Origin of the sequence: Streptomyces sp. CAI-85 (assembly GCF_013363615.1) — a bacterium.
Classification (GTDB): Bacteria; Actinomycetota; Actinomycetes; order Streptomycetales; family Streptomycetaceae; genus Streptomyces; species Streptomyces antibioticus_B.
In genome coordinates this window covers 1-24,933 of sequence record NZ_JAANNX010000069.1, presented here as the reverse complement: position 1 = coordinate 24,933, position 24,933 = coordinate 1, and the positions used below count along the sequence as shown (strand labels likewise).

21 protein-coding genes and 1 pseudogene are annotated in these 24,933 nt (G+C 74.0%); 12 read left to right on the top strand and 10 right to left on the bottom strand.

Features of this window, described 5'->3' with window-relative positions:
• Window positions 1–336 (top strand): annotated as a pseudogene (locus G6W55_RS33090) (regulator); the annotation flags it as partial.
• 37 nt (window positions 337–373) lie between these two features.
• On the opposite strand, the gene G6W55_RS33085 reads toward G6W55_RS33090, so the two are convergent.
• Both G6W55_RS33085 and G6W55_RS33080 read right to left on the bottom strand, forming a co-directional pair.
• A complete protein-coding gene (locus G6W55_RS33085) occupies window positions 374–1,789 on the bottom strand; it encodes an NAD(P)/FAD-dependent oxidoreductase (RefSeq protein ID WP_175524390.1) in 1,416 nt (471 codons plus the stop codon).
• 191 nt (window positions 1,790–1,980) lie between these two features.
• Complete coding sequence (locus tag G6W55_RS33080; protein ID WP_175524389.1) at window positions 1,981–2,880, bottom strand: TIGR01777 family oxidoreductase; 900 nt, start codon at window positions 2,878–2,880, stop codon at window positions 1,981–1,983.
• Between the two features lie 95 nt (window positions 2,881–2,975).
• Between G6W55_RS33080 and G6W55_RS33075 the strand changes: the two genes are divergently transcribed.
• The gene (locus G6W55_RS33075) at window positions 2,976–3,473 is read left to right on the top strand and encodes a GNAT family N-acetyltransferase (protein ID WP_175524388.1); all 498 of its coding nucleotides are present in this window, start codon (window positions 2,976–2,978) and stop codon (window positions 3,471–3,473) included.
• Window positions 3,474–3,476: 3 nt separating this feature from the next.
• Here the strand turns inward: G6W55_RS33075 and G6W55_RS33070 are convergent, their stop codons facing one another.
• Window positions 3,477–4,661, bottom strand: a complete 1,185-nt coding sequence (locus G6W55_RS33070) for a MarP family serine protease (RefSeq protein WP_175524387.1) — start codon at window positions 4,659–4,661, stop codon at window positions 3,477–3,479.
• 164 nt (window positions 4,662–4,825) lie between these two features.
• Between G6W55_RS33070 and G6W55_RS33065 the strand changes: the two genes are divergently transcribed.
• On the top strand, window positions 4,826–5,674 hold the full coding sequence (locus G6W55_RS33065) for a peptidoglycan recognition protein (RefSeq protein ID WP_254876541.1): 849 nt from the start codon (window positions 4,826–4,828) through the stop codon (window positions 5,672–5,674).
• A gap of 33 nt (window positions 5,675–5,707) precedes the next feature.
• Here G6W55_RS33065 and G6W55_RS33060 read toward each other — a convergent pair whose 3' ends face one another.
• The 4 genes from G6W55_RS33060 to G6W55_RS33045 all read right to left on the bottom strand — a co-directional run bounded on the left by G6W55_RS33060 (window position 5,708) and on the right by G6W55_RS33045 (window position 10,816).
• On the bottom strand, window positions 5,708–6,226 hold the full coding sequence (locus G6W55_RS33060; RefSeq protein ID WP_030794461.1) for a DUF4240 domain-containing protein: 519 nt from the start codon (window positions 6,224–6,226) through the stop codon (window positions 5,708–5,710).
• A 69-nt stretch (window positions 6,227–6,295) separates the two neighbouring features.
• Window positions 6,296–7,270 carry a YafY family protein gene (locus tag G6W55_RS33055; RefSeq protein WP_175524385.1) on the bottom strand — a complete coding sequence of 325 codons (975 nt, stop codon included), beginning with the start codon at window positions 7,268–7,270 and terminating at the stop codon, window positions 6,296–6,298.
• Between the two features lie 77 nt (window positions 7,271–7,347).
• On the bottom strand, window positions 7,348–10,050 hold the full coding sequence (gene aceE, locus G6W55_RS33050; protein ID WP_175524384.1) for a pyruvate dehydrogenase (acetyl-transferring), homodimeric type: 2,703 nt from the start codon (window positions 10,048–10,050) through the stop codon (window positions 7,348–7,350).
• 271 nt (window positions 10,051–10,321) lie between these two features.
• The gene (locus G6W55_RS33045; protein WP_175524383.1) at window positions 10,322–10,816 is read right to left on the bottom strand and encodes a hypothetical protein; all 495 of its coding nucleotides are present in this window, start codon (window positions 10,814–10,816) and stop codon (window positions 10,322–10,324) included.
• A gap of 343 nt (window positions 10,817–11,159) precedes the next feature.
• Here G6W55_RS33045 and G6W55_RS33040 point away from each other — a divergent pair, with 343 nt between their 5' ends.
• From G6W55_RS33040 to G6W55_RS33000, 9 genes are all read left to right on the top strand, one after another.
• Window positions 11,160–12,011, top strand: coding sequence for a response regulator transcription factor (locus tag G6W55_RS33040; RefSeq protein ID WP_175524382.1), 852 nt, complete (start codon window positions 11,160–11,162; stop codon window positions 12,009–12,011).
• Window positions 12,008–13,456 carry a HAMP domain-containing sensor histidine kinase gene (locus tag G6W55_RS33035; protein WP_175524381.1) on the top strand — a complete coding sequence of 483 codons (1,449 nt, stop codon included), beginning with the start codon at window positions 12,008–12,010 and terminating at the stop codon, window positions 13,454–13,456. Before G6W55_RS33040 ends, G6W55_RS33035 begins: the two co-directional genes overlap by 4 nt.
• A 155-nt stretch (window positions 13,457–13,611) precedes the next feature.
• On the top strand, window positions 13,612–14,163 hold the full coding sequence (locus tag G6W55_RS33030) for a PepSY domain-containing protein (protein WP_175524380.1): 552 nt from the start codon (window positions 13,612–13,614) through the stop codon (window positions 14,161–14,163).
• Window positions 14,164–14,298: 135 nt separating this feature from the next.
• Window positions 14,299–16,200 carry a WD40 repeat domain-containing protein gene (locus G6W55_RS33025; RefSeq protein WP_309243863.1) on the top strand — a complete coding sequence of 634 codons (1,902 nt, stop codon included), beginning with the start codon at window positions 14,299–14,301 and terminating at the stop codon, window positions 16,198–16,200.
• Between the two features lie 46 nt (window positions 16,201–16,246).
• Window positions 16,247–18,193: a WD40 repeat domain-containing protein gene (locus tag G6W55_RS33020; RefSeq protein ID WP_175524378.1), complete on the top strand. Its 1,947-nt coding sequence runs from the start codon at window positions 16,247–16,249 to the stop codon at window positions 18,191–18,193.
• A complete protein-coding gene (ribA, locus tag G6W55_RS33015) occupies window positions 18,190–18,837 on the top strand; it encodes a GTP cyclohydrolase II RibA (protein WP_175524377.1) in 648 nt (215 codons plus the stop codon). Before G6W55_RS33020 ends, ribA begins: the two co-directional genes overlap by 4 nt.
• On the top strand, window positions 18,834–19,823 hold the full coding sequence (locus tag G6W55_RS33010; RefSeq protein ID WP_175524376.1) for an SUMF1/EgtB/PvdO family nonheme iron enzyme: 990 nt from the start codon (window positions 18,834–18,836) through the stop codon (window positions 19,821–19,823). Before ribA ends, G6W55_RS33010 begins: the two co-directional genes overlap by 4 nt.
• A complete protein-coding gene (locus G6W55_RS33005; protein ID WP_175524375.1) occupies window positions 19,820–20,608 on the top strand; it encodes a flavin reductase family protein in 789 nt (262 codons plus the stop codon). The genes G6W55_RS33010 and G6W55_RS33005 overlap by 4 nt, the downstream gene beginning before the upstream one ends.
• The gene (locus tag G6W55_RS33000) at window positions 20,605–21,483 is read left to right on the top strand and encodes a carbon-nitrogen hydrolase family protein (RefSeq protein ID WP_175524374.1); all 879 of its coding nucleotides are present in this window, start codon (window positions 20,605–20,607) and stop codon (window positions 21,481–21,483) included. Before G6W55_RS33005 ends, G6W55_RS33000 begins: the two co-directional genes overlap by 4 nt.
• A gap of 15 nt (window positions 21,484–21,498) precedes the next feature.
• Here G6W55_RS33000 and G6W55_RS32995 read toward each other — a convergent pair whose 3' ends face one another.
• From G6W55_RS32995 to G6W55_RS32985, 3 genes are all read right to left on the bottom strand, one after another.
• Window positions 21,499–22,122 (bottom strand): GntR family transcriptional regulator, encoded by a 624-nt coding sequence (locus G6W55_RS32995; protein ID WP_030794498.1) that lies wholly within the window; start codon window positions 22,120–22,122, stop codon window positions 21,499–21,501.
• Between the two features lie 217 nt (window positions 22,123–22,339).
• Complete coding sequence (gene sucB / locus G6W55_RS32990) at window positions 22,340–24,124, bottom strand: 2-oxoglutarate dehydrogenase, E2 component, dihydrolipoamide succinyltransferase (RefSeq protein WP_175524373.1); 1,785 nt, start codon at window positions 24,122–24,124, stop codon at window positions 22,340–22,342.
• 60 nt (window positions 24,125–24,184) lie between these two features.
• Window positions 24,185–24,933 (bottom strand): FAD-dependent oxidoreductase (locus G6W55_RS32985; RefSeq protein WP_175524372.1); only part of this gene is annotated, 749 nt, incomplete at its 5' end.

The following is a 24,933-nucleotide window of genomic DNA, read 5'->3' as shown; positions in this document are numbered from 1 at the left end:
GACGAGGCGCAGCTCGCCGACGAGTTCGGGCACTGCCACCGCGACCTCCAGCAGTTCCGGGCCGCCGTCCAGCACGCCGAGCGCTCCCTCCAGTTGCGCCCGGCGGCCTACGCCCGCAGCCGGCTGTTCTGCCGGGTCGTGCTCGCCTCCGCCCGGCTGGGCCTCGGCGAGCTGGACCAGGCGTGCCAGCTCGCCGCCGAGGCGGCGGGACAGGCCGCGGAGATGCGGTCGGTCCGCGCCGTCGAGTACGTCAGGGACTTCGAACGGCGCCTGGAGCCGTACAAGGACGCGGCCCCGGCCCGCAGCTACCGCGACAAGGTGGCGGCACTGGGCTGACCCGGAGGCGGGGCCTGTACGGCGCCGCCCGCGCGTCCTACGCGGCTTGTACGGCCTCCTGAGCGGCGGTCCGCTCGGCGCCGGGCGCGGGGTCCGCGCGGTGCAGCGACCCCTGCGCCCCGAGGTCGGCCACGATCGCGGCCGCCGCCCGGTGCGCCGAGTGCAGCGCGCCCTGGACCGTACTGGTGTCCCGGTGGTCGCCGCACACGTACAGCCCCGCCAGCAGCCGCACCGGGCGCAGCGGATCGTGCGGCGGCCGCATCGCGGGCACCGCCTCGGCGGTGTGCTGCACGGCGAGCGTCTCCCAGCGCGTGGTCGGCACCCCGTAGAGCCGCGACAGATGCATCCGTACGGCGGTGTCGACGCCGTCGGGCGGGGTGCCGAGGACCGTGGACGAGATCAGCGCGCGGCCCGCGGGCGCCCGGCTCGGGTCGACACCGCTGACCACGGCGGTGTGCGCGACCGGGCCGCCCCGGTCGGCGTCCAGCAGCAGCGAGGCGCCGGTGGGCGGCGGCTCGTCCGTGGTGTGGTGCAGGACCGTCACCGGGTGGAAGTCCGGGACCCTGAGGCCCGGCAGCAGCTCCGCCGCGGAGCGCGCGTCGGTGGCCACCAGGACGGCCCGGCAGCGGAACTCGCCGTGCTCGGCGGTGGTCACCGAGGTCGTGGAGACCGAGGTGGCCCGCACGCCCGTGTGGACGGTGCCCGCGGGCAGGGTGCGCGCCAGCAGCTCCGGCACCACCTCGGCGCCGCCCTCCGGCAGACACAGCCGGCCCGCCGCGAAGGAGCGCAGCGCGAGGTCCGCGCACCGGCTGGAGGTGCGGAGGTCCGGGTCGCAGAGCAGCGCGGCCAGCAGCGGTCGCAGAAACCCGTCGAGCGTCCGGGCGGGCAGACCGCGCGCCGCGAGCGCCTCGGCGGCCGGGGACTCCGGGCGCCGCAGCAGCCGTTCGGCCGAGGTGGCGGCGAGCCGGGTCAGCGCGGCGCCCAGCCGGGCCTGGTCCACCGCGGTGCCCAGCGGGGCGCCCGGCCGGACCCGGGGCGCCGGCACGGCCCCTACGCCGGGGCGCGGCCGGGGCAGCGCGCCCGCCCGAGGGGCGCTCGCGAGGGCGCGTACGGCGTGGAGTGCGCCCCTTGTGCTCCCCGCGCCCGCCCGCGCGCCCGCGCGGTGGTGCCGTCCGTCGCTGTGCAGCAGCACACCGGGGGCGAACGGGCGCAGGACGAGCGCGTCCAGGCCCGGGGTCAGGCCCAGCTCGGGCCATGCCGTGGACAGCAGTTGTCCGATGCGGTCGAGCCGGAAGCCGTCGACCTTCTCGGTCGACATACGGCCGCCGACGTACGGGGCGGCCTCCAGGACTGCGGTCGTCACTCCTGCACTGATGAGCCGATGCGCCGCGGCGAGACCGGCGACTCCGGCTCCCACGACGACGACGTCTGCCTGGTACGCGGGCTCAAGCACGTGCCCCTCCTCGAGGTTGCGCGGCCGGTGGAGACGTCATGCCCCCAACTGGCGTGTGGGATACCCGAGTTCGGATCGAGGTTAGGGCCGGGGCCGGTCGGGGACAGTCGCGCATGGACAGGGCACGGTCGCACGACGGTCGCACATGGCCGATTGCGGTCCCACCCGGTCGTACTGCCGCCTGTGTCCGTTCACGCCGCCCGGATCGCGTCCTCGATCCCGGGGAACGCGAAGACGAACCCCGACTCCAGGAGCCGCCTCGGCACCACCCGCGCGCTGCCCAGCACGTCCCCGGCCATCTCGCCCAGCGCCGCGCGCAGCACCGGGGCCGGCACGGCGAACACGGCCGGCCGGTGCAGCACCCGGCCCATCGCCTCGGTGATCTCACGGTTCGTCAGCGGCTCGGGCGCGGTCAGGTTGAAGGGGCCCGACAGATCGTCACGGTCCAGCAGATGCCGGATCGCGGCCACCTCGTCGTGCAGCGCGATGTACGACCAGTACTGGCGGCCGTCGCCCAGCCGTCCGCCGAGCCCGGCGCGGAAGAGCGGGAACAGCCGCCCCCACGCGCCGCCGCCGCGCGCCACGACCAGCCCGGTCCGGGTGAACACGGTGCGCACCCCGGCGTCCCGGGCCGGATCCGCGGCCGCCTCCCACTCCACGCACAGCTCCGGCAGGAACCCGCTCCCGGCGGGCGCGTCCTCGTCCACGACCCGGTCGCCGGTCTCGCCGTAGAAGCCCATCGCGCTGCCGTTCACCCACACCCGCGGCGGCTCGTCGAGCGCGGCGACGGCCTTCGCGAGGCCCGCCGTGGCGTGCACCCGGCTGTCGTGGATCCGCCGCTTGTAGGCGTCCGTCCAGCGCCGGTCCCCGACCCCGGCCCCCGCCAGGTTGACCAGCGCGTCGCACCCGTCGAGCCCCGCCGCGTCCACCCGCCCCCGCTCGGGATCCCACCGCACCTCCCGCTCGCCCCGCGGCGCGTGCCGCACCAGCCGCACCACCTCGTGCCCGTCGGCGGCCAGCGACCGCACCAGAGCCTCCCCGATCAGACCGGACGCCCCGGCCACCACGATCCGCCTACGCTCCTGAGCCATGGAGTCATCCTGCCCAGGCCCCACGGAAAGGCGCGCGAGGACCCGACCGGAAAATCCCGGCAAGGATTCCGTACGCACGTTCTAGGGTGGCGCGCATGTCTGGATCCGCCGTGCCTCGTATTCGCCCCGCTGTCCTCGCCGACGGTGAGGTGCTCGCTCTCATCGACCGGGTCACCTGGTCGCCGCTGCACGCCGTCATGCCGAGGCCGGAGCCGCCGTACGCCGACTTCTTCGACGAGCGGCATCCGCCCGAGGAGTATCTGGTCGCCGAGAGCGAGGGGCGGGTCGTGGGGTATGTGCGGATCGGGCGGCCCACCCCGCTCGACTGCAACGCGCACGTCCGCCAAATCCAGGGCCTCGCCGTCGCCGGTGAGGCGCGCGGCCGGGGCGTCGGGCGGGCGCTGGTGCGTGCGGCCGTCGAGGAGACCCGGCGGCGCGGCGCCCGGCGGCTCACCCTGCGCGTCCTCGGCCACAACGCCCCCGCCCGCGCGCTGTACGCCTCCGAGGGGTTCACGGAGGAGGGCGTCCTGTCGGGGGAGTTCCTGCTGGCCGGGGAGTACGTGGACGACGTGCTGATGGGGCGGGCGGTGTGACGCTCAGGAGCTGGTGAGGCGGCCGGTGTCCACCGGCCTCGTCGCCGACGCCGCCCGCTTCGCGTCGTCGGCGACCTCGGCGGCCGTCAGCACGTACCCCGTCTCGTCGTCCGAGGTGGAGCGGGCGAACACCACGCCGTACACCTTGCCGTCCGTGGTCAGCAGCGGCCCGCCGGAGTTGCCGGGGCGGACCGTGGAGCGGATCGAGTAGATCTCGCGGGTGACGATCCCGTCGTTGTAGATGTTCCGGCCGGTCGCCTTCACCCGGTTCGCGACGGTCGCCGCCTGGAGGTCGAGGTCGCCGTCCTGCGGATACCCCGCCACCACCGCCTCCGCGCCGCGTTTCGCGTCGTCGTCGAAGCGCAGCACCGGCGCCTCCAGCTTCGGCACGTACAGCACGGCCACGTCCTTGGCCGGGTCGAACAGCACCACGCGCGCGTCGTACGGCTGCCCGACCCCGCCGACCTTCACCGTCGGGTCGTCGATGCCGGCCACCACGTGCGCGTTGGTCATCACATGCTCCGGCGCGTACACGAACCCGCTGCCCTCACGGCCCTGGTCGCCCGCGACGCCCTCGATCTTGACGGTGCTCAGCTTGGCCGCGTTCGTCGCGCGCGCGGTGACGCTGTCGCCGGTGGGCTTGGCGACCTCGGCCGTCGACTCGTTCTCGAACGGGTTGAAGACCTGCGGGAAACCCGCCTGGGTGAGCGCCGAGGTGGCGTCGGAGAACCAGGCCGGGGTGGTGTCCGGCATCGCGTCCTGCACCGCGCCGAGCAGCCGCGAGTCCCGGATCGCCGAGGTCACCAGCGGCGACGAGGACGCGGCCAGCACGCTCGCCGCCACCCACGCCACGATCAGCACCGCCAGCGCGTTCGCCGCGGCCCCGCCTATGCCGTCGGCCACCCGCAGCGGCCCCCGGTCCAGCTCGCGCCGCAGCCGCAGCGCCAGCCGCCCCGCCAGCTCGTGCCCCACCACCGCGGGGACCAGGACCGTGAACACCGCCGTCACCGTCGCCGTGGTCGTCCCCGGTGTCACCAGGTCCATCAGCCAGGGCAGCACCCACACACCCACCGCCGCCCCGCCCACGAAGCCGGCCAGCGAGACACAGCCGGCCACCAGTCCGCGCCGGTAGCCCGAGCCGGCGTAGGCCAGGATCGCCAGCACCAGCAGGATGTCGAGCAGGTCCACGGAGCCGCCTTTCTATGGGCCCCCTAGTACGTGGGGGACGGGCCCGGTGATCAGCACGCGCGCGGGCACGTACACCCCGGGAAACGCCGTGGACCGGGACGATGGTTCCACCAGGTGGCACAGCACACATCGCGGACGGAACGGATCCGGCCGACAGTGGGTCCATGTGTGTCAAGCGACCGGTCCACCGCCGACCGGGGGGAACCCGAAGGCGGCGCCCGCCCCGGATACCGGGCCCGCTCCTGGTGCTGCTGGCCTGTCTGCCGGGCCTCGCCGCCGTCACCGCCCTGGGCCTGTGCGCGAGCGGCGTCGACCGCGTCGCCACCGCCGGCCTCGCCGCGCGCGCCGTGGCCCAGGACGCCGCCCGCCCCGCCGCGGCCGCCCACACCGCCGCCAAGCCGCGGATCGTGCCCCGCACGGTCTGGCTGGACGACGCCAGCCGCCGCAGCCAGCCCCCGCCGCGCTACGACGACAAGGTCGTCGCCGTCTTCGTGCACCACACCGACTCGCCCAACGGCTACGACTGCGCCGACGCCCCCCGCATCATCCGCTACCTGTACGCCGGCCAGACCGGCGCCCGGGACTGGGACGACATCGGCTACAACTTCCTGGTCGACAAGTGCGGCACGGTCTACGAGGGCCGCGCCGGAGGTGTCGACCGGCCCGTCACCGGCGCGCACACCCAGGGCTTCAACCACCGCACGGCCGGGATCGCCGCGCTGGGCACCTTCACCGCCGGGGTGCCCGTGCCGCAGGTGATGGTCGACGCCATAGCGGCGGTCGCCGCCTGGAAGCTCGGGATGGCCGACGTGGACCCGCGCACCGACGTCCGGCTGACCTCCAGCAACAGCCTCAGCCGCTACCGGTCCGGAGTCACCGCCACCCTGCCCGCCCTCGCCGGGCACCAGGACGGCTACATGACGAGCTGCCCCGGCGCCGCGCTCTCCGCCCGCCTCCCGGAGATCCGGCAGACCGCCGCCCGCCTCCAGGGCCGTCAGGTGACCGCACCCTGAGGCGGGCGGGCCCTCGCCCGTGCGGGAGCCGCGTCAGTCCTTGAAGCGGCTCCACAGCCGGGGATACCGCTCGGCGAGCGCCCGCTCGTTCTCGAAGTCGACCGGGGTGCCCTCGGGTTCGGCCGGGGCGGGCGGAATGCCCAGATCGGGCGCGACGGTGCCGGTGAGCTGCTCGTACGCCTCGTCGGCCGCGTAGCCGAGGTCCTCGCCGTCGCCGTCCAGCTCCTCGTCGAACTCGCCCAGCAGATCGGCGAGCGCGTCCGGATCGTGCACCGCGCCCTCGAAGACGTCCCGGCCCTGACCGATCAGCCAGCAGCGGAAGAAGTCGAAGGCGTCGTCGCTGGCGCCGTCCAGCAGCACCCAGGCGGCCCCCCACAGGTCCCAGGTGTAGGCACGGCCGTAGCGGGCCTCGAAGTGCCGGGCGAAGTCGAGCACGGACTCGGGATCGAGCCGGGCCAGCCGGTCCACGAGCAGGTCGGCCTGGTCCTCCGGGTCGCCCTCGGCGCCCTCGCGGGCGGCGTCCACCAGCTCCCAGAACTCCGTCTCGTCCATCACGCGTCCAGCATCGTGCCTGGAGGGGTGCCGCGCACCCGGAGTGCCGGGGATTGTCACGCGCGTCCGTCATGTGCCGTACAGCTCCGCGAGCCGGGCCGCGTCCCGTGCGAACCGGGCCCGCAGCGAGGCGGGGGAGACCACCTCCGCCTCGGCGCCGAGCGCGGTGAGCTGGGTGTGCGCCACGTCCTCCGACTCCACGCCCAGGGTGAGCGTCACCCACCCGCGCGCGTCCGGCTCCCCGGCCCCCGCCAGCGCGTCCCCCGCGGCCACCGGGTCCACGGCGTGCGGCAGCGCGCGCACCCCCGCCGGAGAGAGCCGCAGCACGACCTCGGCCCGCAGGATCGACCGGGCGAACCGTTCCGCCTGGTCGTCCCAGAAGCCGGGCAGATCGAAGGACTCGTCCCTGCTGAAACGATCCTTCAGAACCTTGACCGCGACGAACCGGTCGATCCGGTACGTCCGGAAGACCCCCGCGTCGGCCACCCGCGCGCACAGGTACCAGACCCCGGCCTTCAGCACGAGCCCGTACGGCTCCAGCTCCCGCACCACCTCCTCGTCCCCGCGCGCGTACCGGGCGCTCAGACACCGGTCGTCCCACACCGCGTCCGCCACCGCCGCGAGCAGCCGGGGCACCTCCGGCTCCCGGAACCAGGCCGGCGCGTCCAGATGGAACCGCTGCGCCGCCGCCCGCGGCGCGTCCCGCAGCGCCGGCAGCAGCGCGGCCGACACCTTCAGCCGGGCCGCCGACGCCACGTCCTCCAGACCCATCTCCCTGAGCGCCCCCGGCACCCCGCTCAGGAACAGCGCCTCGGCCTCGCCCCGGGCCAGCCCGGTCAGCCGGGTCCGGTACCCGCCGACCAGCCGGTAGCCGCCGGTGCGCCCGCGCTCCGCGTAGACCGGCACCCCGGCCTCCGACAGGGCCTGGGCGTCCCGGGTCACGGTCCGCTCGGACACCTCCAGTTCCCGGGCGAGCTCGGCCGCGGTCATGGCCGGCCGGGACTGGAGGAGCAGCACCATCTTGATGAGGCGGGCAGCACGCATGCGCCCCATGATGCCGGGACCCACCGACAGCGAAGGGGCACGGCGCGAAGCCGTGCCCCTTCGACCTCCGAAGCGCCTTACAGGCCGTAGCGCTCCCGGGCCTCCTTCACCGCGGTCGCCTTGACCTCACCGCGCCGGGCGAGCTGCGCCAGCGCCGCGACGACGATCGACTCCGCGTCGACACCGAAGTGCCGGCGGGCCGCCGCACGCGTGTCGGAGAGACCGAAGCCGTCCGCGCCCAGCGAGGACCAGTCCTGCTCGACCCACTGCGCGATCTGGTCCGGGACCTGGCGCATGTAGTCGGACACCGCGAGGACCGGGCCCTCGGCGCCGCTCAGCGCCTGGCGGACGAACGGCACCCGCTCCTCGCCGCGCAGCAGGGCCGCGTCGGCCTCCAGCGCGTCACGCCGCAGCTCCGTCCACGAGGTGGCGGACCACACGTCGGCGGCCACGCCCCACTCCTCGGCGAGCAGCTTCTGCGCCTGGAGTGCCCAGTGGATCGCCGTACCGGAGCCCAGGAGCTGGATGCGCGGGGCGTTGGCGGCCGGGCTGAGCCCCGCCGACTCCGCCGTGTTGAAGCGGTACAGACCCTTGACGATGCCCTCGTCGATCCCCTGGCCGCCCGGCTTGGCGGGCTGCGGCAGCGGCTCGTTGTAGACGGTCAGGTAGTAGAAGACGTCCGGGTCCTCGCCCGGGGCGGCCTCGCCGTACATCCGGCGCAGACCGTCCTTGACGATCGCGGCGACCTCGTAGGCGAACGCCGGGTCGTAGCTGAGGGCGGCCGGGTTGGTGGCGGCGATCACCGGGGAGTGCCCGTCGGCGTGCTGGAGGCCCTCGCCCGTCAGCGTCGTACGGCCCGCCGTGGCACCGACCAGGAAGCCGCGGCCGAGCTGGTCGCCGAGCTGCCACATCTGGTCGGCCGTGCGCTGCCAGCCGAACATCGAGTAGAAGATGTAGAACGGGATCATCGCCTCGCCGTGCGTCGCGTACGACGTCGAAGCGGCGATGAAGTCGGCCATCGAACCGGCCTCGGTGATCCCCTCGTTGAGGATCTGGCCGTTCTTGGCCTCCTTGTAGTACATGAGCTGGTCACGGTCGACCGGCTCGTACGTCTGGCCCTTGGGGGAGTAGATCCCGAGCGACGGGAAGAGCGACTCCATGCCGAAGGTGCGCGCCTCGTCGGGGACGATCGGCACCCAGCGCCTGCCGGTCTCCTTGTCGCGGACCAGGTCCTTGACCAGCCGCACGAAGGCCATGGTGGTGGCCACGTTCTGCGAGCCGGAGCCCTTGTCGAAGGAGGCGAACGCCTTCTCGGCGGGGGCCGGCAGCGGGCCCACCGGGTGGACCCGGCGGGCCGGGGCCGGACCGCCGAGCGCCGCGCGGCGCTCCTGGAGGTAGCGGACCTCGGCGGAGCCGGCGCCCGGGTGGCCGTAGGGGACCTGGCCGTCGGCGAACGCGCTGTCCGCGATCGGCAGCTCCAGCAGGTCGCGCATCGCCTTGAACTCGTCCACCGAGAGCTTCTTCATCTGGTGGTTGGCGTTCTTCGAGGCGAAGCCCGCACCGAGGGTGTGGCCCTTGACCGTCTGGGCCAGGATCACGGTCGGCGCGCCCTTGAACTCCAGCGCGGCCCGGTACGCGGCGTACACCTTGCGCGCCTCGTGGCCACCGCGGGAGAAGTGGAAGCACTCCAGGATCTTGTCGTCGCTCAGCAGCTTCGCCATCTCGACGAGCGCCGGGTCCTTGCCGAAGAAGTCCTGGCGGATGTAGGCGGCGTCACGCGTCTGGTACGTCTGCACCTGGGCGTCCGGCACCTCGCGCAGCCGGCGGACCAGCGCGCCCGTGGTGTCGAGCCGGAACAGCTCGTCCCAGGCGGTGCCCCACAGCGTCTTGACGACGTTCCAGCCGGCGCCGCGGAACTGGGCCTCCAGCTCCTGCACGATCTTGAAGTTCGCGCGGACCGGGCCGTCGAGGCGCTGGAGGTTGCAGTTGATGACGAAGGTCAGGTTGTCCAGACCCTCGCGGGAGGCCAGCGCGAGCGCCGCCGTCGACTCGGGCTCGTCCATCTCGCCGTCGCCGAGGAAGGCCCAGACGTGGGACGCGGAGACGTCCTTGATGCCGCGGTTGGTCAGATAGCGGTTGAAGCGCGCCTGGTAGATCGCCGACAGCGGGCCGAGACCCATCGACACCGTCGGGAACTCCCACAGCCACGGCAGCCGCCGCGGGTGCGGGTAGGACGGGAGGCCGTTGCCGCCCGACTCCTGGCGGAAGTTGTCGAGGTGCTGCTCGGTGAGGCGGCCGTCGAGGAAGGCGCGGGCGTAGATGCCGGGGGAGGCGTGGCCCTGGATGTAGAGCTGGTCGCCCGAGCCGTCGGCCTCCTTGCCCTTGAAGAAGTGGTTGAAGCCGGTCTCGTAGAGCCAGGCCGCCGAGGCGAAGGTGGCGATGTGGCCGCCGACGCCGTGTTTGGCGCCCCGGGTGACCATCGCGGCCGCGTTCCAGCGGTTCCACGCGGTGATCTTCCGCTCCATCTCCTCGTCACCGGGCGCGGACGGCTCGGCGGCGGTCGGGATGGTGTTGACGTAGTCGGTCTCGAGCAGCTTGGGCAGCGCGATGCCGTTGCCCTCCGCGCGCTCCAGCGTGCGGCGCATCAGGTACGCGGCACGGTGCGGGCCGGCCGCCTTGGCGACCGCGTCCAGTGAGGCCTGCCATTCGGCGGTCTCCTCGGGGTCGCGGTCCGGGAGCTGGTCGAGCTCGCTCGGCTGGATGGCGTGGGGGTCGGTCATGTCGCCGCCTTCCTCAGTCGAAGGGGGTTCCCTCATCGGTAAGGGTTCGGGGGTGCCCTTGGTCTTTGGCAGGACAGGGCAGGGGCTCTGTGGTGGGAGCCCGTCGGCGACTGTAACCCCCTGATCGATGATCGATCAAAGGGTTGAAGGGGAAAACCTCTCGATTCCGGGAAAGTAGGCACAGGGTGTCCCGGCGGGAGGCACGGCGTGCCGCGTCGGGAGGGGTGTTTTCGCAGGTGAGCGGGGGCGCGCTCAGGGGGTGACCGGGCGGCTAGCGGTCATCGTCATCGTCATCGTCATCGTCGTCAACGTCGTCGGAGTCGTCGTCCGGCTCGTCGTCATCGTCGTCGGGGTCGCCGTCGGGCTCGTACGCGTCGTCGTCCGCGTCGTCATCGTCATCGTCCTGCGAGGCGGTCGCGGCCGGGCTCGGGACGGTCGGAGACAGTGAGGGGACGGGGGTCTCGGCCACCGGGGGAGGAGAGGCGGGGGCGGTCGGCTGCTCGGGGAGAGGCTGCTGGGGCGCCGGGGTCTCGACGGCCGAGGTCTCGCCCGTGGGCCCGGTCCGGTCGGAGCTGAACGTGATGCCGTCGGTGATCATCGACATCACCAGCAGGACGCCGAGCAGCAGAAGCCCCGCGGCCGCGGCGGTGACGGCGGTGGCCCGGCGGTCGCCCCACTGCTCCCACAGCCCGGTGCGGGGCGCGTCGGGCCGCTCGGCGGGGGCGGGGGGCCCGGGCGGCGCGGTGTCGAAGGGTTCGCCCGCCATGGTCCGGTTCCCCTGGTGTGGATCGGGAGTGCTGGACACGGTGCCCTTTCTCTCGGTCGGGTTCTCGCAGTCGGGTTCTCTCGGCTGGGTTCTCTCCGCCGGGTTCTCTCGGCCGGGGAAGCGCGCTGTCCGGCGGTCCGCCGGGACGGCTGGGGCACCACCCTAGGAGACCGCGGGTAGGGGAAGAACAGCGTTGTGACAGCGGGTGGTTAAGGAAAGGCCAACCCTTGTCGGGCCTGAACGCCGGACCCGTCCCGTGCGTACTCGACGGCGGGACACCCGGTCCCGCGCGTGCCGCACCGCCACTCCACCGTCACCTCCCAGGACTTGTGAGTCTGCCGATATGCGTGTCTTGCTGATCGAGGACGACGACCGGGTCGCCGGTCCGCTGACCGAGGGGCTGAGCCGCTTCGGATTCACCGTCGACCGCGCCCGCTCCGGGGCGGAGGGACTGGCCGCGGGGGAGCCCGACACGGTCCTGCTGGATCTGGGGCTGCCCGACATGGACGGCATCGAGGTGTGCCGCGCGCTGCGGTCCCGCTCCCAGGTGCCCATCATCATGATCACCGCGAGGAGCGACGAGGTCGACCGCGTCCTCGGCCTGGAGATCGGCGCCGACGACTATGTGTCCAAGCCGTTCGGCGTCCGGGAACTCATCGCCAGGATCCGGGCCGTCAGCCGCCGTACGCAGTTCGGCCACCCGGGCCGGGCCGCCGCCCACCCCGCCGCCCACACCGGCCGGGACGGGTACGCCGCGTTCCCCGGATCCGCGGGGCCGCCCGCGGCACCGCTGTCCCAGACCCAGACCCGGCCGCCCTCGGCCTGGCCGTCCTCGCCCGACGCGGCTGCCTTCGTCCAGCACATCGGCCCGCTGACGATCGACCGCCGCACCCACCAGGTCCATCTGGACGGGACCCCGGTCGCGCTGTCGCCGAAGGAGTACGACCTGCTGGCCTGTCTGGCGGGCGACCCCGGAGCCGTCTGCACCCGGCAGCACATCCTGGACATCGTCTGGCAGCCGAACTACTTCGGCCCGACCAAGACGCTCGACGTGCACATCGCCGCGCTGCGCCGCAAGCTCGGCGACTCCGCCTGGATCGACACCATCCGCGGCGTGGGATTCCGGCTCCGGCCGCCCACCGGCGCGCCCGCGCCCGTCCCCGGGTGGCCGGCGCCCGGACAGGACGCCCGGTGACCCGCCGTCTCCTGCTCAGCTATCTCAGCCTCACCCTCCTGCTCCTGCTCGGTCTGGAAGTGCCGCTCGGCTACTACTTCGCCCGCGGCGAGATCTCCCGCTTCACCGGCGACGGCCGCCACTCGGCCGAGATCCTCGCGGGGATTCTCGAACAACGGGTCGAACGGCAGGCGGCGGCCGACGTCCCCGCGCTGGTGACCGACTTCGTCCACCGGTCCGGCAGCCACGCCGTCGTCGTGGACGGCGACGGCAGACTCCTCACCGACTCCCGCGACACCCTCGCCCCCGGCACGGACCTGTCCGCCGAGCCCGGTATCGCCGCCGCACTGCGCGACCGCTCCCTCTCCACGACCCGCGAGGACCTCGCCGGGAGCGGCGACACCTACATCGTCACCGTGCCGTGCTCCTCCGGCGTCGACGTCCGCTGCGCGGTGCGCGTCTCCTATCCCGTCGCCCCGGTGACCTCCCGGATCCAGCGCACCTGGCTGGCCCTGGCCCTGATCGGCCTGGGCGTGCTGGTGGCCGTGGCGGCGATCGCCCTGGCGCTGGCCCACTGGGTCACCCGGCCCGTACGGGCCCTGGAACGCGCCACCGCCGAACTCGCCGACGGCAGCCTCAAGGACCCGCCCACCATCACCCAGGGGCCGCCCGAGCTGCGCCGCCTCGCCTCCACGTTCACCCGGACCGCACGGCGGCTTCAGCATCTGCTCCAGGCCCAGCGGGCGTTCGCCTCCGAAGCCTCGCACCAGCTCAAGACCCCGCTGACCGCGCTGCGGCTGCGGCTGGAGAACTTCGAGCCCTACCTCGACCCGCGCGCCCACGACAGCCTGGACGAGGCGGTCGGAGAGGTGGAGCGGCTCGGCCGGATGGTGCAGGGGCTGCTCGCGCTGGCCCGGCTGGAGAACTCCGGGAGCACCCCGGAGCCCGCCGACCTGGACGCCGTCGTCGCCGACCGGGCGCTGACCTGGGCCGCCTTCGCCGCCGAGCACGCCGTCGACATCGCGGTGACCGGGGAACCGGCCGGCCGGGTGTGGGCGATCCCCGGCGCCCTGGAGCAGGTCGTGGACAACCTGCTCTCCAACGCGCTGCGGGTGTCGCCCCCGGGAACCACCATCACGCTCGCCAAGAGACCCGCCGGGGACACGCGGACGGGCGGGGCCGAACTGCATGTGATCGACCAGGGGCCCGGGATGACCGAGTCCGAGCGCGCCCGCGCCTTCGACCGCTTCTGGCGGGCCGCCGACTCCTACCACGACGGCACGGGGCTCGGCCTGCCCATCGTCCAGCAGTTGACCCGGGCCGGCGGCGGTGACGTGGTGCTCGACGCCGCGCCCGGCGGCGGCCTGGACGCCGTCGTCCGGCTGCGCGCCGTCGAGGAACGGCGTGCGGCACCGCAGCGCGGCGCCCGGTCCGCGGCCCGCAGGGCGAGGGTGTCGGCGTTCTGAACGGCCCCCGGCCGTACAGGACATGGCCAGCACAGGGTTAAGACCGACAAGGTTCGGCGAGCGGGCCGCCAACGTTGCGGTCCACGCCCGGAATTGCCCTCCGCACCGCCCAATACTCACTGGCGTCACAGCAATCGACGCGAAGGAGTTCGGCCATGCGGAAGAGGAACGCACTCGCGGCCATCGTGGTGAGCGGCATCATGGTGGGCGGTGCCGGGATCGCCATGGGCGGTGAGGTGGCGCAGGACTCGGCGTCCGCGCCGAACCCGTCCGTACAGGTCCGCACCGACAGGTCGGCGGGGCTCGGAACCCGGGCGCAGACAGGTGCCGAGGGCGCGGGGCTCGCGGTGGGCACCGTCGCCGAGGCCACGGACGCGATCATCCGCAACCTGGGCGACGGCCGGGTCACCGAGGTGGCGCTCGCCCAGGAGAACGGGCGCACCGTCTGGCGGGTGACCGTCGACCAGGGCAAGGGCCCGGTCCGGGTCACGCTCGACGCCACCACCGGACAGATCCTCGGCAGCGCCGCCGCCCTGTCCTCCGAGTCCTCCGACGACTGCACCGGCGCCCCGGGATCCGGCGCGGGCGCGGGCAGCGACAGCGACGACGATGACGATGACGACGACCGCGACAGTGACGACGACGATGACGACGTCGATGACGACGACGACGGCCCGGTCCGCGAGGGCGTCGACCCGAACAAGTAGGCCGCACAGGCCCGTTCGCCGCACGGGCCCCGCCCTCCGCCCCCCCGCGCGCCCCGCCGTCCGCCCCGCACTCGCCCCGAAAGGCCGGGAGACATCGTCGTGAACCCGCCGGACCGTTTTGTCAGGATTCTGTACGTGGAAGGCGCGGGACTCCTCGCGTCGGACACCTACGGCCGCGTCCATCTGCTCGACGAGGAGCTGCGGACCGTGGCGTCGTCGCCCTTCGTCCGGCAGGGCCGGCCGCTGTACGGGCTGGCCGCCGCCGAGGGGTGGGTGATCGGCAAGGACCGGATGGGCGCGGTGTTCCGCTGGTCGCTCGACACCCTGGACCTGGTCGACCGGCTGGACCCGGCGACGACGTGCGACCGGGCCGGACTGCTGCCGCGCGAGGAGCCCTCGCCGTGCAGTTCCCGCGGCATCGGCGTCTGGGACGGCCGGGTCTTCGTCACCGGCGGCTACCACCGGCAGATGCCGGTGCTGGACCTGCACACCTTCGAGGTGCTGGAGATCCGGCCGAACATCACCGGCGACAGCCCCCTCGAATGGGCCTGCACCGAGCACCCCACCCGGCACGCCGTCTCGGACAAGCACGGCAATCTGCGGTTCGGCTCCTTCGCGGACGGCGCCTTCCCCGAGTCGGTCAAGCTGGACGACGGCAACATCCACCGGGTGCGCTACGACGCCCGGCACGACCGGTTCTGGGCCACCCAGGACTTCGGCGAGGGCGACAACGCCGACATCGCCAACGGGGTCGTGGTGGTCGGCATGTCGGGGGAGAAGGAGGGCGAGCTGCTGTTCGCCCGCGACGACGTCGAGTTCGTCGCCTTCTCGCCCGACTACGGCCGGGCCTACGCCGGCGGCTTCGACGGCGAACTGCACATCTTCGACAACACCCGGCGCGACCTGCGCGTCGAGCGCACGGTGACCGGCTTCCCGCACCAGCTCGGTGACCTGACCGTCGGCCCCGGCGGCGAGGTGTACGTCCTGTGCCAGGACGGCACGCTCGTCGAACTGGACGCCGCGGGCGCCTTCGTCCGCGAACGCGGGCACCGGCGGCAGGCGGTGTGGGACGTCCAGCCGTCCCGGGAGGACCCGCGCACGCTGTACTGCGCCACCGACTCCGGGGTCGCCGTCGCCCGGGTGGAGGACTCCACGACCGGACCCATGCTCCGGGTGGAGGCCGAGCATCCGACCGAGTGGGGGTTCACCCGGAGGGTGGCGCCCATCGCGTCGGGCTGGGTCGGCGTCACCCGCGACCGGACGGTGTTCCGCGCCGACCGCGACGGCACCGTCCGCTGGCACCACCGGCTGCCGCACCTGCCGCACACCGTCGCGGTCTCCCCGGACGGCGGCCGGGCCCTGGTGGCGACCGACGGCGGCGCCGTCGAACTCGACACCGCGGACGGCCGGTGGCTCGCCGCACTCCAGGTGGACGACGGCCTGCCCGTCTGGGCGACCGCGTATCTCCCGGACGGCGACCGGGTCCTGATCACCAGGAACGGCGTCATCGCCGTCCTGGACGCCGGGGACGCCGGCCTGCGCTGGCGCTTCGACCAGGGCGAGTACCCCAAGCGCGCCTGGACCCAGGACGACCGGCTCTACGTCGTCGGGGACGGCGGGCTCAAGGAGATCGAGATCGGTGTGGGCGTGGCGGCCCGCTGGTCGCGGCTGCTGTCCAACACCGTCGAGAACGCCGTCGTCGCCGACGGGCTGGTCTGCGCCTCCTCGTACGGCATGCAACTGGCCGCCTACGAGCACGGCACCGCCAAGTTCGCCGGTCTGCTGGAGGACCTGGCCGACTACCCCAAGGCGCTCGCCGTGATCCGGGACGCGGACGACGCCCCGCATCTGCTGGTCGGCTGCCGTACCGGCCTGCTCTCCCTGTACCGCCTGGGCGAGGGCCCCGGCCGCCCGGTCTTCACCAAGCTCCGCGACCACTGGCTGCCGCGCCGCCCCGCCCGCTACACGCTGCGCCACCACGACCACCCCGCCGCCCCCGGGACACCCCGGCCCGCACCGGCCGGCGCGGCGGGCTGAGCCCCTGCCCCGCAACACCCCCCGAACCGAGGGAGAGGACCGACCCTTGCGCACCATCGATCTGCGGCCCGGACCGACCGGCCACGCCGCACCCGTCACCGACGTGGCCTTCCGGCCGGACGGCACCCGGCTCGCGACCTGCTCGTACGACGGGACCGTGCTGCTGTGGGACGTGACCACGCCCGCGCGGCCGAGGCAGCTCACCCGGCTGCACCACCGCCGCCTGGTCAACGCCGCCCGCTGGAACCCCGTCCACACCGATCTGCTCGCCACCGCCTCCGCGGACAAGACCGTGGCCGTCTGGCGGGCACCCGAGGGCCCGGACACCCGCCGGCAGACCCCGCTCACCGTCCTGGCCCGGCACACCGACGACATCAACGCCGTCGACTGGATGCCCGACGGCCACCGGCTGATCTGTGTCTCCGAGGACGGCCGGGCCACCCTGTGGGACACCCGCACCGGCGCCTTCGCCGGGGAGGTCGGGTCCCACGCCGCGCACTGCATGCGGGTGTCGGTCAGCCGCGACGGCCTGGTCGCCACCGTCGGCGAGGACGGCATGATCGCCGTCTGCGACCCCGACCGCCCCGGCGGCACCGTCGTACGCCACCGCGCCGCCTCCGTCGAGGGCTGCGCGTGGTCGCACTCCGGCACCACACTGGCGATCACCCGCGACGACGGTGTGGTCGAACTCCTCACCCCCGAACTCGCCGTGCGCGCCACCGTCACCGTCGCACGGACGGCCGCCCGCTCGGTCGCCTGGGCCGAGGACGACACCTCGTTCGTCGTCGGCGCCTACGACGGGGCCCTGCACGTGTTCGACGCCGAGGGACGGCGGCTGCACCGGGTGCACGACGCCCGCATGTGGCCGCGGTCGGCCGCCGTCGCGCGGGGCGTGGTCGCGGTGGGCGGCTTCTGGAACGGCCCGCACCTGCTGGACCTCGCCACGGGGACGCCCCTGGCCGAGCCGTCGGCGCCGAACCACGGTCCGAACGCGATGGCCGTGCTCGACGGCGAACTCCTCGTCGGCTGCGACTCGGGCACGGTCGTCGCCTTCCACCCGGACCTGGGCGACACGGACGACCCCGACGGCGCCGCCCTCGGCGCCCCGCCGCCGGTGCGGCTGCTCCCCGTCTCCGACAGCCCGGTGCTGTCGCTCGCCGCGGACGGGCAGGCGTTCTACGCCGGGACCTACGCCGGACAGGTGCACCGCCGCAACGCCGACGGCGAACTGACCGCCGTCACCGACCGGTCGGACACCCCTGTCACCGCCCTGTGCCGGACGGCGGAAGGGCTGGTCGCCGGCACCTACGACGGCGCCCTCGTCGCCCTGGACCCGGTCTCGCTGGCCGAGACGGGCCGGGGCGCACCCCACGACGGCTCGGTCAAGTCGCTGGCGCCGTTCGGCGACGGCTTCGCCTCCGCCGCCACCGACCGCACGACGGCGGCCGGGGGACTGCGTGACCGGACCACGCTGTGGGAACACGGCAACCTCGTCAACGCGGTCGCCACCCTGGGCGGCCGGGTCGTGGCGACCGCGTCCCGCGACCACACCGTCAAGGTCGGACTCCTGGAGCGCTCCCCCGAGCAGGACACCTGGGAACCGCTCCACCGCCGGACCCTGCTCGGCCCCGACGAGTCGGTCAAGTGCGTGACCCTGCTGGGCGATCCGGACCGTCCGGTGGTGCTCGCCGGGTCGTACGACTTCGGCCTGTACCGGTGGCGGATCGACTGGGACGACGACACCGGCCTCGGCTCGGGCCGCCGGGTCGACGAGTTCCGGCAGGGGGTGTCCTGCATGTGCCGCCTCGACGCACGACGGGCCGCGGTCGCCGGCTGGGACGGGCAGATCCTGATCGTGGGCCTGGACGCCGAGGGCGAGGTGCGCGTCCTGCGCCGCTTCGACCTCGACACGCTCGCCCTGCGGGCCGGGAAGAGCATCTGGGCCGGGAAGAGCCTCTGGTCCGGTAACAGCCTCTGGGCGGTGGCCGGTTGACCGCCCGGACGGCCGCCGGCCCGGCGACGGTGCGGGCCCGCGTCCCCGTCGTCCTGCACCGGGCCGGGGGCCGCACCGCCGAACTGGTCACCTTCGGCGGCCTGCCCGACGACGGCGAGCACCTCGCCTGTCTGGTGCCCGCCCGCGACCCGCGGCGGACACCCCTGGCGCGTCTGCACAGCGAGTGTCTGACGGGCGACGTGCTCGGCTCCGCCCACTGCGACTGCGGCCCCCAACTCGACGAGTCCCTCGCCCTGTTGGCCCGGCACGGCGGAGTCCTGCTCTATCTGCGCCAGGAGGGCCGGGGCATCGGCCTCTACAACAAGCTCGACGCCTACCTCCTCCAGCGCCGCGACCCCGGCACCGACACCTTCGAGGCCAACCGGCTCCTCGGCCGCGGCGCCGACGAACGCGACTATCTGACCGCCGCCGTCATGCTGCGCACGCTCGGCCTGCACCGCGTCCGGCTGCTCACCAACAACCCCGACAAGGTACGGCAGTTGCGCGCCCACGGCGTCGACGTCACCGAGACCCTGCCCACCGGGGTGCACCGGACGCCCGAGAACGCCGCCTACCTGGAGGCGAAGGCCCGCGGCGGCCACCGTCTCCAGACAGGCCGACCCGACACGGAGGTACCCGCATGAGGCTGGAGGACGTCGCCGCATCACCCCACTTCCAGGAGTACGCGGAGCCGGCCGATCCGCTCCGGTTCAGGCCCGGGCCCGAGGCCGCCGCTCGGCTCGCCGGGGCCGGACCGCGGGAACTGGCGGCGCTGGTCGAGGACGGCTCGGCGGCCCTGCCCGACCGGCTCGCGGCGGGCGGCGTCCTGGCCCTGCTCGGGGACCCGCGCATCACGGCCGTCCCCGCGGTGTGCGCCGTACCGGGCGGCACCGTCGAGATCGGACTGCCCGAGGAGGACGTCCCCTCGGTCGTCGGCCGGTGGGCGCACGTGGGGGTGGAGCGCGAGTGGATCGAGAAGGAGACCCCCGTCCACCGCACGGAGCTGGCCGACTACCGGATCGCCGTCCACCCGGTCACCAACGCCGAGTACCAGACCTTCCTGCACGCCACCGGGCACCCCGTCCGCCCCACCACCTGGTACCTGGGCGCCTACCCCTACGACCGCGCCAACCATCCCGTCGCCGGGGTCCGGGCCGCCGACGCCGACGCCTACGCCGCCTGGCTCGCCGTACGCACCGGGCTGCCCTGGCGGCTGCCGACCGAGGCCGAATGGGAGTACGCCGCCAAGGGCCCCGACGGGCTCGCCCACCCCTGGGGCGACACCTTCGACCCGGACGCCGCCAACACCCGCGAGACCGGCCTCCACACCACCACCCCGGTGGGCGCCTTCCCGGCCGGCCGCTCCCCGTTCGGCGCCCTCGACATGGGCGGCAACGTGGAGGAGTACGTCGCCGACTCCTACCGCCCCTACCCCGGCGGGCCGTACGTCCCCGACCACCTCGTGCAGACCATGGGCGAGTACCGGATCGCCCGCGGCGGGAGCTTCTGCCGGTACGGCGACCTCACGCGCACGCGCCGCCGCCACGGGGCCTTCCCCGGTCCGCTGTACCCGGCCGGCTTCCGCCTGGCCCTGAGCACCCCGCCCCGGCCGACGGAGGCGAGCGCATGAGCCGCGATCTGCCCGGTGACCTGTGGAAGAAGCTGACCAGCACCGTGGGCCTGGTCTGCGTCCGGCACGACGGCGGCACCAACGTCATGGCGGCCGAGTGGTCCTACTTCGTCAACAAGCGGCCCCTCTGCACGGCCGTGGTCCTCGGCCCGCGCGCCGCCAGCCGCCGGTTCCTGGAAGCCGCGGGCGAGTTCTCGGTCACCCTGTGCGCCGAGGACCAGGCCGCACTGGCCGACTTCGCCGGCAGCTTCTCCGTCACCGACGTCGACAAGACCGGCAGCGACCTCGTCCGCCTCGGCGCCCCGGAGGCGACCGCCACCCCCTGGGTCACCGGCGGAGTCCTGGCCGTCGAGTGCCGGCTGCGCCAGGCCGTGCCCCTGCCCGTCCACACCCTGTACATCGGCGAGGTGGTCGCCGCGCACCTCCCGGAGCGTCCGCCCCGGCCCCTGGTCAAGCACGGGGCGATGCACACGCTGGGCGAACCCGTCCGGCGCACCGAGATCGTGGCGTCGGCCGAACTCCGCGACGGCAACGGTGACTTGCTGCGCGTGGCCGCCACCGGCCCGGCCGCCGACGGCCCGGGGGAGTGGCGCGTGACCCTGCTGGACACCGACGGCACCCCCACCCCGCTCGGCTCCCACCCCTCCACCCGGTACGACGACCTCCTGGTGGACATCCCCCTCCCCGCCGGCATCGAACGGCACCGGCTGCCCGGCCACCGGGTCCTCGTCGAGCGGGCGGGCGCGAAGCCGGGACGCACGGGCATCTCCGGTACGGGCCGATGAGCACGCCCCCGGCGGACGGCCCCCTCCCGGCCACCCCTCTGCGCGTCGCGGCCGTACAGAGCGCGGCCCGGCCGCTCAGGACCGCCGACAACGCGCGCGCCGCGGCCGCCAGGGCCGCCGACGCCGCGCACCGGGGAGCCCGCCTGGTCGTCCTCCCCGAACTCCATCTGTCCGCCTACGACCTGCCCGGCCTCGCCCGCGGCACGGCGAGCGGACGCGGCACGGACGACGTGGCGATACGCGCCGACGCCTCCCGCCAGGTCACCGACCCCCGGCTGACCCCGCTCGCCGCCGTCGCCGTACGCCAGGGCGTCACGGTGGTCGTCGGGGCCGCCGTACGCCATCCCGACGGCCGGCTCACCAACTCGCTCCTGGCGGTGCACCCCGGCGGCGCCGTCACCGTTCCCTACGACAAACAGCACCTGTGGCACGACGAGGAGGCGGCCCTGTTCACCCCCGGCACCCGGGACGCGGCCCTCACGGTCGACGGCTGGCGGCTCGGACTGGGCGTCTGCTACGACATGTCGTTCCCCGAGCACGCCCGCGCTGCGGCCCTCGCGGGCGCCCACGCCCTGCTGTACCCGGCCGCGTTCGCCGCCGGGACCGAGCACCGGGCCGCCGTCTACCTCAGGGCCCGGGCCCTGGAGAACACCGTCCACACCGTGTTCGCCAACCCGGTCGAAGGCCCCCGGGACCGCCCCTGCGCCGGTACGAGCGCGGTGTACGGCCCCGACGGCGGCACCCTGTCCCGGGCCCCGGCGGGCCGGGACACCACGATCCTCGCCGACCTCGACCCGGAGAACCTCGCCCGGGTACGCGGCCGTCTGCGCATGCTGGCGGAGTGCAGGGCGTCGACGCGGCCCGTGCCGGGGTGATGGCGCGGGGACCGCTCAGGCGCGCGGCGCGCACCCCAGGACGTGGGCCTTCACCAGTTCCGCGATCCTCGGGTCGCGCCGCCGGAACGCCTGGACCAGCTCCTCGTGCTCCTCCGCGTAGGACTGCTGGACGGTCCCCAGCCAGCGGATGGACAGCGCCGTGAACACCTCGATGCCGAGGCCCTCCCAGGTGTGCAGCAGCACGGAGTTCCCGGCCGCCCGCACCAGCTCCCGGTGGAATCCCACGGTGTGCCGCACCTGGGCGGTGCCGTCGGCGTGCCGGTCGGCCTCGTAGAGCGCGGCGACATGCGGCTCCAGGGCCGAGCAGTCCTCCGCCAGCCGCTGCGCCGCCAGCTCCGCCGCGATCGCCTCCAGACCGGCCCGCACCGGGTAGCTCTCCTCCAGGTCGGCCGCGGTGAGGTTGCGCACCCGGACGCCCTTGTTCGGCGCGGACTCGATCAGCCGCAGCGACTCCAGCTCGCGCAGCGCCTCCCGCACCGGCGTCTGGCTGACCTCCAGCTCGGTGGCGATCCGCCGCTCCACGATCCGCTCGCCCGGCTTCCAGCGCCCGCTGACGATCCCCTCCACGATGTGCTCGCGGATCTGTTCGCGCAGCGAGTGGACGACGGGCGCGGTCATGAGTGCTCCTTAAGGAGGGGCCGCCCGGCCCCGGGGGCGTTTTGACGTTAAGACAATACGGCCGCGAGCGCTTCCGGGAGGGGCGCACAACGGGGCTTTTACGCAGGTGAGACGAGACTTACACGCCACTCATGGGCGCCGGGCGCCGTGCGCAGCACAAAGGCCCCCGCCCGGAGAAGCTCCGGACGAGGGCCCATGCGGTACGGCCACGAGGGGGTTACAGGCCGAGTTCGACCTCGAACTCGCCGGCCTCCAGGATCGCCTTCACCGCGGTCAGGTAACGGGCCGCGTCGGCGCCGTCGACCAGGCGGTGGTCGTAGGACAGGGTCAGGTACGTCATGTCGCGGACGCCGATGACCGTGCCCTCCTCCGTCTCGATGACGGCCGGACGCTTGACCGTGGCACCGATGCCGAGGATCGCGACCTGGCCCGGCGGCACGATGATCGTGTCGAAGAGCGCACCGCGCGAACCGGTGTTGGAGATGGTGAAGGTCCCGCCGGACAGCTCGTCCGGAGTGATCTTGTTGCCGCGGACCTTGCCGGCCAGGTCGGCCGTGGCCTTGGCGATACCCGCGATGTTGAGGTCGCCGGCACCCTTGATGACCGGGGTCATCAGGCCCTTCTCCGAGTCCACCGCGATACCGACGTTCTCGGTGTCGAAGTAGGTGATCGTGCCCTCGGCCTCGTTGATCTTGGCGTTGATGACCGGGTGGGCCTTCAGCGCCTGGGCCGCCGCCTTCACGAAGAACGGCATCGGGGAGAGCTTGACGCCCTCACGGGCCGCGAAGGAGTCCTTCGCCTGGGCCCGCAGCCGCATCAGACGCGTGACATCGACCTCGACGACCGAGGAGAGCTGCGCCTGCTCGTGCAGCGCCTTGACCATGTTGTCGCCGATGACCTTGCGGATGCGGGGCATCTTCACGGTCTGGCCGCGCAGCGGGGACGCCTCCAGCGCCGGCGCCTTGCGGGCGGCGGCGGCCGGGGCGGCGGCGGGCGCCGGGGCGGCCGCGGCCTTCGCGGCCTCGGCGGCGGCGATGACGTCCTGCTTGCGGATCCGGCCACCGACGCCGGTGCCCTTGACGGAGGCCAGGTCGACGCCGTTCTCGGCGGCGAGCTTGCGCACCAGCGGGGTGACGTAGGCGCCCTCGTCGGTGTCCTGCGCGGCGGGCGCCGGGGCGGCCGGGGCCGCGGCCACGGGCGCGGGGGCCGGAGCGGCGGGCGCGACCGGAGCCGGGGCGGCGACCGGCGCGGGAGCCGGGGCCGGAGCGGCCGGGGCGGGCGCCGGGGCCGCGGGGGCCGGAGCCGGTGCGGGGGCCGGGGCAGCGGCGGCGGGCGCCGGAGCCGGGGCGGCCGGGGCGGGGGCGGCGGCCGGAGCCGCGCCCGGGGCGCCGATGACGGCCAGCTTGGCGCCGACCTCGGCGGTCTCGTCCTCGCCGACGACGATCTCCAGCAGCACACCGGAGACGGGCGCCGGGATCTCGGTGTCGACCTTGTCGGTCGAGACCTCCAGCAGCGGCTCGTCGGCCTCGACGCTCTCGCCGACCGACTTCAGCCAGCGGGTGACGGTGCCCTCGGTGACGGACTCGCCGAGCGCGGGCAGGACGACGTCCGTGCCTTCGGCGGAACCGCCGCCGGTCGCGGCCTCGGCGGTGGGAGCGGGCGCCGGGGCGGCCTGCTCGGTGGACGGCGCGGCCTGGGCCGGCTCGGGGGCGGGCGCGGCGGCCGGCTCGGCGGCCGGGGCCGGGGCGGCGGCGGGAGCGCCGGTGCCGTCGTCGATGACGGCCAGCTCGGCGCCGACCTCGACCGTCTCGTCCTCGGCGACCTTGATGGAGGCCAGGATGCCGGCGGCGGGGGAGGGGATCTCGGTGTCGACCTTGTCGGTCGAGACCTCGAGCAGCGGCTCGTCGGCCTCTACGCGTTCACCCTCGGCCTTCAGCCAGCGGGTGACAGTGCCCTCGGTGACGCTCTCGCCGAGCGCCGGAAGGGTTACGGAAACCGCCATGGTTTCGGTTGCTCCTTACGAGTTGCGGAAGTCTGTGTCGTCGCTTCGTCGACCGAGGGGTCAGTCGTGCGAGTGCAGCGGCTTGCCCGCCAGGGCCAGGTGGGCCTCGCCGAGCGCCTCGTTCTGCGTCGGGTGGGCGTGGATGAGCTGGGCCACCTCGGCCGGCAGCGCTTCCCAGTTGTAGATGAGCTGGGCCTCGCCGACCTGCTCGCCCATCCGGTCGCCGACCATGTGGACGCCGACCACGGCGCCGTCCTTGACCTGGACGAGCTTGATCTCGCCCGCGGTGTTCAGGATCTTGCTCTTGCCGTTGCCCGCCAGGTTGTACTTCAGAGCGACGACCTTGTCCGCGCCGTAGATCTCCTTGGCCTTGGCCTCGGTGATGCCCACGGAGGCGACCTCGGGGTGGCAGTACGTCACCCGCGGGACGCCGTCGTAGTCGATCGGGACGGTCTTCAGGCCGGCCAGACGCTCCGCCACCAGGATGCCCTCGGCGAAGCCGACGTGCGCGAGCTGGAGGGTCGGGACCAGGTCACCGACGGCGGAGATGGTCGGGACGTTCGTCCGCATGTACTCGTCGACCAGGACATAGCCGCGGTCCATCGCGACGCCCTGCTCCTCGTAGCCGAGACCGGCGGAGACGGGCCCGCGGCCCACCGCGACCAGCAGGATCTCGGCCTCGAACTCCTTGCCGTCGGCCAGGGTGACCTTGACGCCGTCGGCGGTGTACTCGGCCTTCGAGAAGAAGGTGCCCAGGTTGAACTTGATGCCGCGCTTGCGGAACGCGCGCTCCAGCAGCTTGGAGCTGT

Bases quoted from the DNA above. Each gene is read 5' to 3' on its own strand.
- aceE (WP_175524384.1), bottom strand. From the start codon at position 10,050: ATGACCGACCCCCACGCCATCCAGCCGAGCGAGCTCGACCAGCTCCCG.
- G6W55_RS33000 (WP_175524374.1), top strand. From the start codon at position 20,605: ATGAGCACGCCCCCGGCGGACGGCCCCCTCCCGGCCACCCCTCTGCGC.
- G6W55_RS33030 (WP_175524380.1), top strand. From the start codon at position 13,612: ATGCGGAAGAGGAACGCACTCGCGGCCATCGTGGTGAGCGGCATCATG.
- G6W55_RS33045 (WP_175524383.1), bottom strand. From the start codon at position 10,816: ATGGCGGGCGAACCCTTCGACACCGCGCCGCCCGGGCCCCCCGCCCCC.
- G6W55_RS33010 (WP_175524376.1), top strand. From the start codon at position 18,834: ATGAGGCTGGAGGACGTCGCCGCATCACCCCACTTCCAGGAGTACGCG.
- G6W55_RS33055 (WP_175524385.1), bottom strand. From the start codon at position 7,270: ATGCGTGCTGCCCGCCTCATCAAGATGGTGCTGCTCCTCCAGTCCCGG.
- G6W55_RS33080 (WP_175524389.1), bottom strand. From the start codon at position 2,880: ATGGCTCAGGAGCGTAGGCGGATCGTGGTGGCCGGGGCGTCCGGTCTG.
- G6W55_RS32995 (WP_030794498.1), bottom strand. From the start codon at position 22,122: ATGACCGCGCCCGTCGTCCACTCGCTGCGCGAACAGATCCGCGAGCAC.
- sucB (WP_175524373.1), bottom strand. From the start codon at position 24,124: ATGGCGGTTTCCGTAACCCTTCCGGCGCTCGGCGAGAGCGTCACCGAG.
- G6W55_RS33060 (WP_030794461.1), bottom strand. From the start codon at position 6,226: ATGGACGAGACGGAGTTCTGGGAGCTGGTGGACGCCGCCCGCGAGGGC.
- G6W55_RS33065 (WP_254876541.1), top strand. From the start codon at position 4,826: ATGTGTGTCAAGCGACCGGTCCACCGCCGACCGGGGGGAACCCGAAGG.
- G6W55_RS33040 (WP_175524382.1), top strand. From the start codon at position 11,160: ATGCGTGTCTTGCTGATCGAGGACGACGACCGGGTCGCCGGTCCGCTG.
- G6W55_RS33075 (WP_175524388.1), top strand. From the start codon at position 2,976: ATGTCTGGATCCGCCGTGCCTCGTATTCGCCCCGCTGTCCTCGCCGAC.
- G6W55_RS33005 (WP_175524375.1), top strand. From the start codon at position 19,820: ATGAGCCGCGATCTGCCCGGTGACCTGTGGAAGAAGCTGACCAGCACC.